Origin of the sequence: Geobacillus sp. LYN3, assembly GCF_003064505.1 — a bacterium.
Lineage (GTDB): Bacteria > Bacillota > Bacilli > Bacillales > Anoxybacillaceae > Parageobacillus_B > Parageobacillus_B toebii.
In genome coordinates this window covers 1,113,720-1,125,733 of the sequence record NZ_QCWL01000001.1, presented here as the reverse complement: position 1 = coordinate 1,125,733, position 12,014 = coordinate 1,113,720, and the positions used below count along the sequence as shown (strand labels likewise).

Below are 12,014 nucleotides of genomic sequence, written 5' to 3'. Positions count from 1 at the left end.
TAGTCTCCAATCACTTTTTAGCGATTGGAGACTAATTTTTCATTTTCGATAATAATCACACGAAAACCGCTTCACAATCCGATGCGGAATAATGATTCGTTTTACCGGTTCGTTCGGGTTGGCGATTTTTTCGATTAAACTTTTTGTTGCTTCATAACCGAGCTGGAAAATGTGGATGTCCACCGATGTCAGCGGTGGACGCGACATTTCCGCCAGCAGCGTGTTGTTGAAGCTGACGATCGAAATGTCATCGGGAACGCGCAGTCCCATTTCATCCAATGTCTTCAGCACGCCTAAGGCCATTAAGTCGTCGGCGACGACAAGCGCGGTCGGCGGATCTGCGAGCGAAAGCAACTCCTTCATCGCTTCCTGACCGCCTTCCTGCAGAAATTCTTCATGCATGATATAGTCTTCCCGATAAGGAAGCCCTGCTCCTTTTAATGCCGCCTCATAGCCGTGCAATCGGTCGACGGTCACTAAATATTTCTTATTTCCGCCGACAAAGGCAATTCGTTCATGCCCTAACTCAATTAAATGCTGGGCCGCTTCTTTCGCCGCCCGATAGTTATCGTTGTCCACATGGGTGATTTGTTCTTCTTTTTGATGCGGCTTTCCGATAACAACAAACGGAAATTTATTTTTTTGCAAGTATTTCATCAGCTTATCATCGATGCGCGAATATAACAAAATCACCCCGTCCACGCGGCGGCCTTGAAGCATGTCGATGACTTCTTCATAAATTTCATCTTCTTCTTCTCCCGTCGACATTTGCAGCGCATATTTCTTCTCATGCGCCGCTTTGCTGATGCCGCGAATCACTTCTGGAAAAAACGGGTTTTGCAGCGCTAGTTCGGCAGCGCTCGGCATGACAATTCCGATCACCTGTGTCGCTTGACTCGCCAAACTGCGCGCAATAAAATTCGGATGATAGCCAAGTTCTTTCATTGCCTGTCGCACTTTTCGCTTCGTCTTCTCACTAATTCGCGGACTGTCGGCAATAACGCGGGAAACCGTGGAGGGAGCCACGTTTGCTCGTTTTGCAACATCTTTAATCGTGACGTTCATCTTTACTCCCCCATTGCTTTTTATCCATAGTATACGTTGTTTATCATGCTAGTCGCGCCTCATTATTCACTTTCAGCGCCTTTGTGCATGTAGAAAGCCATTTTTCTTTTTATTCTACGTCGTCCGTTTCGGCCGCTTTTTGGCAAAATACAAAAACAGGGCAAATAATGCGTAAACAGCAACAAGCGCAGCAATAAACGGAATATTTATGCCTGTTTTATCGGCAACAATATAAAATTCCGCCGTTTCGCGATTGATAATAATATCATAGCCTTCGCTGTCGCTCCGCACTAAATCTCCGGCAAGCAGCCCGCGCAATTCTTTGCCAGGTGCAAGCTGTTCATTCGTAATATGCACTTTTTGCGTTTTGCTTGTATTATTAATCGCAATCACTGTTGTTTCCTCTTTATATTGCCGTTTGAATACAGCCATGCCGTCCTTCTCATACAGCAACGTAAAATCGCCTCGTCTTAGTGACGGAAGCTGCTGTCGCAGTTCCCCCAGCTTTTTGATATATTGAATAATTTCATCATCGGCACGGAAATTCATTAAGCGGCGGTTATCGGGGTCTTCTCCCCCGTTCATCGCAATTTCCGTTCCATAATACATAATCGGAATGCCAGGAGCTGAGAATAAATATGATAAAGCAAGCTTTGTTCTGGAAATCGGGTTTTGTTTGTTGTCCAAAGCGAGCTTCGTAAACCGGACCGTATCATGGTTGTCTAAAAATGTTCCCAGCAAATACGGACGGTCGTAAAATGTTTTATTATACTCCCATACGTCATAAAGCGGCCGCAATGATTGATCCCGTTTCGTCAATGTCGTCGTTACCGCATTGTAAAGCGGGTAATCAACGAAACCGTCAATTCCGTATTTTCCGTAATCCGCAATATAGCGCGGATCATCAGCCCATACTTCTCCAAGCAGCAAGAAGTCTTTTTTAACTGATTTTACTTCTTTGGAAAACTCTTTCCAAAATGATTTTGGCACATGGCGAACCGTATCTAAGCGGTAGCCGTCGATGTCAGTCTGTTTAATCCACCATTTCGCCGCATCAATCAAATAGCGCTTCACTTCCGGATTTTCCTGCGCCAAATCCGGGAGGCCGTACACCCAGCCGTTTTCTACTTGCTTTTGGTTATTCCAATCGAAAATTTCTTTTTTCTCATGGAACCAATCCTTTTTTGCCGGGTCATTCAGCCATGGATGATGATACCCCGTATGATTGGCGACAAAGTCTAAAATGACCTTCATCCCGCGTTTATGCGCTTCCTTGACTAACGTTTTTAAATCTTCCATCGTGCCAAAATGTGGATCGACTTTGTAAAAGTCTTGAATCCAATATCCATGATAGCCGCCCGGTTCATTTTTAAAAATCGGTGTCAGCCAAATCGCCGTAAATCCCATATCTTTAATGTAGTCTAGTTTGGCGGTCACTCCTTTTAAATCACCGCCGTGATAGCCTTTTGGGTCATTGACATTAACGTCTTGGTCATTCGTCGGATCCATGTTGTTAAAGCGGTCGACCATAATAAAATAAATTGCCTCATCTTGCCATGTCCGTTCTTCTTTTTCAGCAGCTTGTACCGGAATCGCACAAAAAAGAAGAAACGGAAGCATAAATAAAGCGAATACTCGATTCCCCATTTCCGTTTCCCCCCCTTGTATCATAATATCGTTTTGACTGTCGGAAAGGGGTAATATCACCTTTATCATAACGGTTATTACTCTTTTGTTCCACCTAATGAGTATATAAAAAGGGGGAATTTATTATACAGCAATTTCTAAAACGATTACACTAAATGAACAGAAAAATGAAGGAAACGGGGGCGCTTTTTATAAACGTTATTTCACTGCCCCCTCCGACACTCCTTTTATAATCTGTTTTTGCGCAAAGAAATATCCAATAATGACTGGAAGGATTGCAATTGTTAACCCCGCAAGAGCCAAATGCCATTGTTTCGTGTATTCTCCAAAGAAGAAGAACATTTTTAGAGGGATCGTATGCATTCCTTCTTTATTGATCACAAGCGAAGGCAACAAATAATCGTTCCATATCCAAATGGTATTTAAGATTGCAACGGTAACAGTGATCGGTTTAAGCATCGGAAATATAATATGCCAAAACACTTGAAAACGATTAGCCCCATCTATGATTGCCGCTTCATCTAATGACTTTGGAATGCCATTTAATGTCCCATGATAAAGGAAGATAGAAAGACTGCATCCAAACCCTAAATACATGAATATTAATCCAATTCTATTTAACATATCCATCTGCCCAAAAATATAAATCAAAGGGATCATGACGGACTGAAATGGAATGAGCATCGCTCCAACAAAGATGAAAAATAATAAAGAACTCATTTTTCCTTTTCGTCTTGAAAGCGCATAAGCTGCCATGGATGAAAATATAATGATGATGCTGACACTGACAATGGTAATGAGCAAGGAATTAAAAAAAGTTTTCACAAAATCCAGCTCTTGAAAAGCTTCAACATAATTTTCAAATGTAAATGTTTCAGGTAATCGCAAAGTATCTGTAAATATTTCTCTCTTTGTCTTGAAAGAGTTTACAATCATTAAATAAAACGGAGCTAGCCAAACTAGAGCTAAAATAACCCCGAGGATTTCAACAACGTACTTCTGTGCTCTCCTCATTACATCTCCACTTCCCTTTTTTTATTGAAATACACTTGAGTCAAGGAAATTACGGCAACAATCACAAAAAATATCACCGCTTTTGATTGCGCATAAGCCATTTGGTTTTCGCTAAATGCTGTTTTAAAAATCTCCATTGCGATCATCTGTGTGGAGTTATAAGGGCCTCCGCCTGTTAAAGATAAGTTCTGGTCATACAGTTTAAAAGAGTTGGATAATGTTAAAAATAAACTTACGGTAAAAGCTGGCGCTACAAGCGGAAAAGTAATATGGCGAAAACGTTGGAAGCGATTAGCTCCATCGATCTCGGCAGCTTCTAATAACTCTTGCGGGATGCTTTCTAAATATGCAATATAAATAACCATAATGTAGCCTGCCATTTGCCAGCTCATTAAAATAACAAGTCCCCAAAAACCTGTTTCTGGTGTCGATAACCAGCCTTTTAAACTTTCTATGTGCAGGTAATTTCCTACATTAGCAAACACTTTAATAAAAATGAATTGCCAAATAAAACCGAGTATTAAACCTCCTATTAAATTCGGCATAAAAAAGATCGTTCGAAGAATTTTATACGTTTTTATTTTTTGAGTGACAATTAACGCAAGAGTCAATCCAAACAAATTAATAAAGAGCACAGACGCAATAGAAAACTTGGTTGTAAACCAAAGGGAGTGTAAAAATTCCTTGTCTTGAAAAACATTTATATAATGCTTAAATCCTACAAATTCAGTACTTTGAATCCCATTCCAATTAGTGAAAGAGTAGTATAAACCAAAAATAAACGGTATGATTACAACAACGGTTAGCGCTATAAGAACTGGAGCCAAGAACAGCCAGTACCATAATGGTTGTTTTCTCATGGAAAACGCCTCCAATATAACTAAACTGACAAGAAGACTTAAAAAATATAGGTAGATTTCATCAAAAAATTTGAGTGTATTTTCGTTCCGTCTCCCATTTAACAGAGAAATAGAAGAAAACAAAGCAACTTACCATAGTGTTATTTTCTTCTATGCCACAATAATCAATTATTTTACTATTCAAATGAGAGTGGGGCATGCGATACCACATGCCCAGTCGATAGAAAAGCCATTGAAGGACCGATCGTAACTGGTTTTTATTAGTTAAATCAACACGCCTGATTTATTTATTTCTTGCTTCTTCCCATTCTTTTTTAGAATTTGCAATTAATTCATCCCATTTCATCTTTCCGCTTACATATTTTTGGATATTTACACCTAACTTATCCATGCCCCATCCTGTTGGATATCCCATGAATACCCAACCAATCGTTTTTCCTTGTTGAGCATAATCATAAATTTCTTTAGATAGTGGGTCAGAAATTTCCGAAGAATCATATCCATCATACGCCGGAATAAATTTAAATTCATTCAAAACAATTTCTTTTCCTTCATCAGATGTGTATAACCAATCTAAGAATTTTTTCGATTCTTTTACTACTTTTTCATCTTTATTTTTGTTTACTGCCCAATACATCGGAACACCGACTGGAATGACATCCTCTTTATATCCTTCAATTGGTATTGGCAAAATGCCGATATTTTTCTCTGCTAATTCTGGATCGATATCTGCGATTGAGTTATATACCCAGTTCCCCTGTTGAATGATCGCTACACGTCCCGTAGAAAATAATTCTTCCACTTGCTGCGAATAATCTAGACTTACAGTAGGCTGCACAGAATATTTATTTTGTAAATCAATTAATTTTTTCATTGCATCGCCGTACTTAAATTCAACGGTTTTTGCATTAAATGCGTTTACAACATTTGAATCAAATTCAGGCGCTAAAAATACATTAGATAGGTGAAGCCCAGTTACCCAAGTTTCTTTAGCAGGAAAAGCAAAAACAGCATCAATGCCTAAAGATTTTTTTTCTTTGTCCAGTTTTTTGACTGCATTTTCTAAATCAGAAAAAGACTTAATATTTTTTGGATCAATACCCGCTTTTTTAAATATTTCTTTATTATAAATTAGTCCATATCCTTCTTGGTTATATGGAAGTCCTAAAATTTGATCGCCTTTCTTAACCCCATCAAGCGTTCCTTCAAGAGCTAGGGATGCAGCTTTTGTATCTGACAAATCAGCCAATTTATCTAACCAATCTTCCACATCTTGCGGACCACCGACGTTAAAAATCGCCGGTTCATCTCCTGAAGCAAATTTTGATTTAAGTGCAGCACCGTAGTCTTCACCGCCACCGACTGTCGTAATATTAATTTTGACACCCGGATGCTCTTTTTCATATTGTTTTGCTAATTTTTCAAATTGATCTTTAAATTCCACTTTAAATTGGAAAATGTCAATTGTCACTTGATCATCTGAGCTTTTGTTCCCAGAATCATTAGATGAATTAGATGAAGAACATCCAAATAACGCTACACTTAACAACAAAAATAATGAAAGAGCAGCTAAAAAGACCTTTTTTGCTTTCATTTTTCGTTTCCCCTCCAAATAAATTTTCGGAAACCGTTTGCACAAAATAGCACAAAATGAAAACGGTTGCACTTTTATTTTCATTATACAACACTTGTTTTATTTATCAAGCATTTTTTCAAATTAACTCTTTTATAAAAATTTTCATCTTCCTAAATAATCTCGAAATGCGCAAACGATTTCTCTTTTTACATCCGATGCACAGTACGGCGATATTCTGTCGGTGTAACTCCTTCTATTTTTTTGAATAGTCTTGAAAAATAGGCGCCATCTTCAATTCCTGCTCTCTTGGCAATCGCTTCAATCGTTTCATTCGTTTCTGCCAACCATTTTTTTGCTTTTGACAAGCGATAATAATTCAAATATTGCACAAAACTCATGCCAATTGTTTTTTGCATGCAACGGGTAATGTAGTCAGGATGAAATCGTAATGATTGGGCGAGCTGCTGAATCGTAATCGGTTCCGCATAATGCCGTTCGATGTAAGCAACCGCTTCGGCACACACTTTTTCAGAAGCGCTTGGAATATGCAGCTCCTGTTTTTGCAATTGCCAAATGAATTCAACAAAATAGAGTAATTGCTTTAATGAACGATCTGGATCTCTTTCCTCATTCAGCTCGACTAATTGTTGAAGCAATTGTTCGATGCGTTCCCTTTGCTTTACTTTCGCATATTGCCGTATCCAAAAGCGATATTGGACCGGCTCGACATATGTCGCTTCCCTCTCAATGACATTATGCCAGCTTAACGCCTGTTTTGGAACGACGTCATATCCTCCTTCGATCGTAAAATGAAGCCAAACTAGTTGTGTTTCTTCCGTGCAAGGATAATGCCCGTAATGCTCTCTTCCCGGAATAAGAATAAGATATTCTCCTTCTTTTACAGCAAATTCCTTGTTTTCTTCTGTCATATATAAGCATCCCTTTTTCACATATAACAAATCAAACACAGAAAACGTCCGTCGAAAATGTTTTTGTCCTTTTGGAAATACGCTTTCTGCCCCTTTAATAAAAATCGGAAACGGCGGAAAAGAAAATTTTCCAGTATTAGGAGTAAAAGGGGTGGCAATCTCGACAACCGTCAGCCGTCTCATCGGATTGATCGTTATCTTTTCTTTATTACTGAAACGGACAAAAATGCCATTTTCATTATCCGTTCTTCGTTCTTTGCCATTTCATCATATCCGGGATCTATTGAAAATCGGAATTCCATCCGCTGGAGAACACTTGGCGTACAATACGGCGCAAATGCTTATTACGTATTTTATTACTTGGCTTGGAGCAGAAGCGTTGACAACGAGAGTATATACGCAAAATATTATGATGTTTGTTTTTTTATTTGGCATTGCGATAAGTCAAGGGACGCAAATTCTTGTCGACCATCTCGTCGGGGCCGGACGCTATACAGAAGCATATACACGTTGTTTAAAAAGTTTGCGCAGCGCCATCGTCATCTCGATCACGATGGCATCGATTAGTTTCATTTTCTCAAGACAGCTGCTTTCATTGTTTACAGATAATGAGCAAATTATCGAAACAGGCCGATTGCTTCTCTTATTGACAATAGTATTAGAGCCCGGACGTTCGTTTAATCTCGTTATCATTAGTTCACTGCGGGCAGCTGGAGATGTTAAATTTCCAGTATATATGGGGATATTGTCCATGTGGGGCGTTAGTGTTGCCATTTCCTATTTTCTCGGTATTGAGGCTGGTTTAGGACTGATTGGGGTATGGATTTCCTTTATTGTTGATGAATGGCTGCGTGGATTGCTGATGTTATGGCGTTGGCGTTCGAAAGTGTGGATGAGAAAATCACTTATACCAAGCATAGAAACTGCATAGACAAAAAGAGCTGCGACAAAGGCAGCTCTTATTCTTTTATAGTAATGCCGTATTTTTGGAACCAAACATGCACTTGGCCAAGATACGCCAATAGTTGTGGTCCTGTCATTAACTGTCCAAACCAAGGCGCTTGGAATGATTTTCCTTCTGTTTCCACTAACTCTTCTAATTTTTTCGCATCAAAAAATTCATAAAGAATCGATGAGCGGTCGTGCAATAATTCTTTTACCCAATTTTTTACTAGCTTCGTATAAAGCGGATGGTGGGTTTTCGGATACGGGCTTTTTTTGCGATATAACACTTCCTCTGGTAAAATTCCTTCCAATGCCTTGCGCAAAATGCCTTTTTCGCGGTTGCCGTACATTTTCATCTCCCAAGGAATATTCCAAACATATTCTACTAACCGATGATCGGCAAACGGCACGCGAACTTCCAAACTCGCGCCCATACTCATGCGGTCTTTTCGATCCAAAAGCGTTGTCATAAACCAAATCATGTTCAAATAAAACAATTCGCGCCGCTTCGCATCTTCCGCACTTTCCCCTTCCACTCTTGGAACCTCCGCGATCGTTTCACCAAAGCGCTTTTGTACATATTCATCCAGCTGCAATTTCTTTCTCCAATCTTCTTTTAATAAATCCATCCGTGCCTCTGTCGAACGCATCCAAGGGAATCCGTTCCGCGCTAAATCGTCAGGACGGTGAAACCATGGGTAGCCGCCAAAAATTTCGTCCGCACATTCCCCGGATAAACTAACGACAAAATCTTTTCTTATTTCTTTGCAAAACCATAGCAACGAAGAGTCCACATCCGCCATGCCCGGGACATCACGGACGATCACCGCTTCCTGTAAATGATGAAACAAATCTTCCTGACTAATGACACAATGATGATGGACGGTTTGGAATGTTTTTGACATTAGTTCAATCCAAGGTGCATCGGCATTTGGCTGAAAATCATTTGCTTTGAAATATTGGTCGTTCCCTTCATAATCAATCGAATACGTATGAAGTCGCCCTTTTCCTTCTTTTTCAAACGCCATTGCGGCAATCGCAGTAATGGAACTGGAATCAACCCCTCCTGATAAAAACGTACAAACAGGTACATCAGAAACAAGTTGGCGCGTAACAGCATCGATAAGAAGAAAACGGAGTTTTTCTACCGTTTCATCTAACGAATCTCTATGCACATCGCTTTGAACATTCCAGTAGCGCCATACTTTTATTCCTTCACGGGAAAACGTTAAGGCATGCGCTGGGCGCAATTCTTTCATTCCGCGAAACACTCCGTGACCTGGCGTCCGTGATGGACCTAATCCAAACACTTCTGCTAGTCCTTCATAGTCCACTTCTGCTTTTACTTCCGGATGTGCCAAAATTGCTTTCATTTCTGAGCCAAACAAAAGACTATCATGGACATGCCGATAAAAAAGCGGCTTCACGCCAAGTCGGTCCCGCGCTAAAAATAGCTGTTCGCGCTGTTCATCCCAAATCGCAAAAGCAAAAATTCCGTTAAAATAATCAACACAGTGCTCTTTCCACTCTATATAAGCGTTTAATAATACTTCCGTATCCGAATGCCCTTGGAATGTATACCCCTTTTTTAATAGTTCTTTACGAATGTCTTCTGTATTATATAATTCTCCGTTATAACAAACGGTATAACGATACCCATTTTTCATTCTTGTCATCGGCTGTTTGCCGCCTGCTGGGTCGACCACGATAAGCCGCTTATGCCCAAATGCGGCATGTTCGCTAAACCAAGCATTCGTATCGTCAGGTCCACGTTTCGCTAATGTTTCTGTCATTTTAGAGATAATCTCTTTTTCCACTCGCAAGTCGCGCTGAAAATCAACCCAACCGGTGATACCACACATACGAACCAATCCTTTCTTGATAGATAACAAAAAAGCTATTTTTAACATAACACGTCCCGAACGCCACACCTTTTCTTTTCCTTAGCTAAGCCAAGCTATCTCGCGCTTGAGGGATTTTATCATAGTTCTTCCCGCCTTCGCTTTCTTTTTAATTTGGCATTCTCCGTATTGGCATGATTCCATTTTATGCAGCACCTCTCATTTCGATGAATTGTCCGATTGTAAGAACGATGTGAATAAATGGAAGACAATTTGGCAAAACAGGAAATAAAGGAGGAGGAGGAAAAGTGAACATCGAACATCGTCTTCAATGCATAAATGAACAAAAACGCGCTTATATACAAGGAACGATTGAATTCGTAAACGACGAGTGGATCTTTTTTGATGAAGAAGATGAGGAAGCATCATTACTTGAGGAAATGACAGAAGGAAATATAGAGATTTTCCGCCATGGTCATTGGATGTGCGGCCAATTACAAAAAGACGGGATGGTCGATATAGGGATCGAAGTTTTCCCGCTTCAAAGCGGCGAACACGTCCGTTTTCGAAAGCGGCTTCCATACGCTTATCAACAATGGCTCGAATCGCTTTCGGATAAAACGTTTTTTCATTTTGTACAGTGGCTAAATGAACTCGGCTTTTCTTTATACGATTGTTTATACTGCTATAATGGATTGTTATTTAAAAAATATTCTGGTGTTAATTTTATTATTTATGATAATACTGAATTCATTAGCAACGTCCAACATTACTATGAGCGTGGAGATACATATAAAGACCGCTTTGAAATCACATTTAATACCGGAAAACGGTTTATTTGCGCGCACATCGGATAATGGGGAAAGAGTTGTTTTCTTTCCCCAATTCTCTATTTGTGGCTTACCGTCATATATGTTGACAATTCTTCTGCGGTTACCGGACGATACAATGCATACCCTTGTGCGTGATGGCAATGCAGCATTTTTAACAATTCCAGCTGCTCGACCGTTTCCACCCCTTCGGCTACTGTTTTTAGCCCTAATCCGTGCCCCATCGTAATAATTGCCTTTACGATCGCGATATCCGAAGAATTTGTATGCATTTGCTCAACAAATGAACGATCAATTTTCAATATGTTTACTGGTAAATTTTTTAAATAACTAAAAGAAGCGTATCCACTTCCAAAATCATCAATAGCAATACCGACACCGAGCTGCTGTAATTCTTTCATTACTTGAATACTGTAATGAAGATTACGAAGCATAGAGTTCTCCGTTAATTCTAAATGTAAGCAATTTGGGGAGAGCTGCGATTGCTCTAGCGCCTGTTTTACATCATCAATAAAGCCTTCATGCTGAAATTGTCTCGCCGACACATTCACAGAAACGAAGAGTTGTTGATTCCATAATTGCTGCCATTTTTTTGTTTGTTTGCAAGCCGTTACTAACACCCATCTTCCAATTTCATGAATGAGCCCCGTCTCTTCTGCTAGTGAAATAAATTCATTCGGTCTAACAAGTCCTAGCTTTGGATGGCGCCAACGAATTAATGCTTCGTTTCCGACAATAACACCTTTATGTATATCAATAATCGGCTGATAGCATAGAAAAAATTCTTGATTTTCCAGTGCTTTTCGCAAATATCTCTCCATCTCTAAACGGTATAACGTTTCTTCATTCATTTTTGCAGAATAAAATTGTATTCGATTTCCCCCACTCTGTTTTGCTTTATTTAGGGCGATATCAGCATTTTTGAGCAATGAATGTTTATCCACACCATCGTTTGGATAGAAGCTGATTCCAATACTTATAGTGATAAAAAATTCTTTGTTTTCATATACAATCGGCTTCATCACTTCTTTTGAAATGTGTGCTGCTGTTTTAAACACTCCTTCTGAATCGGTGCGCTCTGTTAAAAGTAAACAAAACTTATCCCCATGAAACCTTCCTAAATACGCTCCAGCTGGCAAAACATGCTGAATGCGCTGAACGACTTGTTTTAAAATTTCATCTCCCGCATAATGCCCTATACTATCGTTAACTAGCTTAAAACGGTCTAAATCGATGGTAACTATTCAGCCACATCATAAAGTGAGCTGAATATTTTCTTCTTTCCTTGTCTATGATGTGAATATTGA

The 12,014-nt window shown here is 39.6% G+C and carries 8 protein-coding genes and 2 pseudogenes; 2 read left to right on the top strand and 8 right to left on the bottom strand.

What is annotated here, in order from left to right:
• Positions 1 to 39: 39 nt before the first annotated feature.
• The 6 genes from DCC82_RS05875 to DCC82_RS05850 all read right to left on the bottom strand — a co-directional run bounded on the left by DCC82_RS05875 (position 40) and on the right by DCC82_RS05850 (position 7,274).
• Positions 40 to 1,065: a LacI family DNA-binding transcriptional regulator gene (locus tag DCC82_RS05875; protein ID WP_062753848.1), complete on the bottom strand. Its 1,026-nt coding sequence runs from the start codon at positions 1,063 to 1,065 to the stop codon at positions 40 to 42.
• Positions 1,066 to 1,179: 114 nt separating this feature from the next.
• Positions 1,180 to 2,712, bottom strand: coding sequence for an alpha-amylase family glycosyl hydrolase (locus DCC82_RS05870; RefSeq protein ID WP_097354188.1), 1,533 nt, complete (start codon positions 2,710 to 2,712; stop codon positions 1,180 to 1,182).
• Between the two features lie 198 nt (positions 2,713 to 2,910).
• Positions 2,911 to 3,726 carry a carbohydrate ABC transporter permease gene (locus tag DCC82_RS05865; RefSeq protein WP_062753852.1) on the bottom strand — a complete coding sequence of 272 codons (816 nt, stop codon included), beginning with the start codon at positions 3,724 to 3,726 and terminating at the stop codon, positions 2,911 to 2,913.
• On the bottom strand, positions 3,726 to 4,586 hold the full coding sequence (locus DCC82_RS05860; RefSeq protein ID WP_081189458.1) for a carbohydrate ABC transporter permease: 861 nt from the start codon (positions 4,584 to 4,586) through the stop codon (positions 3,726 to 3,728). The genes DCC82_RS05865 and DCC82_RS05860 overlap by 1 nt, the downstream gene beginning before the upstream one ends.
• A 283-nt stretch (positions 4,587 to 4,869) precedes the next feature.
• Positions 4,870 to 6,180, bottom strand: a complete 1,311-nt coding sequence (locus DCC82_RS05855; protein ID WP_062753856.1) for an ABC transporter substrate-binding protein — start codon at positions 6,178 to 6,180, stop codon at positions 4,870 to 4,872.
• Between the two features lie 188 nt (positions 6,181 to 6,368).
• Positions 6,369 to 7,274 (bottom strand): helix-turn-helix transcriptional regulator, encoded by a 906-nt coding sequence (locus DCC82_RS05850; protein WP_097354187.1) that lies wholly within the window; start codon positions 7,272 to 7,274, stop codon positions 6,369 to 6,371.
• On the opposite strand from DCC82_RS05850, the pseudogene DCC82_RS05845 reads away from it, so the two are divergent.
• Positions 7,207 to 8,022: pseudogene (locus tag DCC82_RS05845) on the top strand (MATE family efflux transporter); the annotation flags it as partial. The gene DCC82_RS05850 and the pseudogene DCC82_RS05845 sit on opposite strands and share 68 nt — an antisense overlap.
• 28 nt (positions 8,023 to 8,050) lie before the next feature.
• Here the strand turns inward: DCC82_RS05845 and asnB are convergent.
• Complete coding sequence (gene asnB / locus DCC82_RS05840) at positions 8,051 to 9,898, bottom strand: asparagine synthase (glutamine-hydrolyzing) (RefSeq protein WP_108430422.1); 1,848 nt, start codon at positions 9,896 to 9,898, stop codon at positions 8,051 to 8,053.
• Between the two features lie 287 nt (positions 9,899 to 10,185).
• On the opposite strand from asnB, the gene DCC82_RS05835 reads away from it, so the two are divergent.
• A complete protein-coding gene (locus DCC82_RS05835) occupies positions 10,186 to 10,734 on the top strand; it encodes a DUF2777 domain-containing protein (RefSeq protein WP_081188621.1) in 549 nt (182 codons plus the stop codon).
• 32 nt (positions 10,735 to 10,766) lie between these two features.
• Here the strand turns inward: DCC82_RS05835 and DCC82_RS05830 are convergent.
• A pseudogene (locus DCC82_RS05830) lies at positions 10,767 to 11,933 on the bottom strand (putative bifunctional diguanylate cyclase/phosphodiesterase); the annotation flags it as partial.
• Between the last annotated feature and the right edge of the window lie 81 nt (positions 11,934 to 12,014).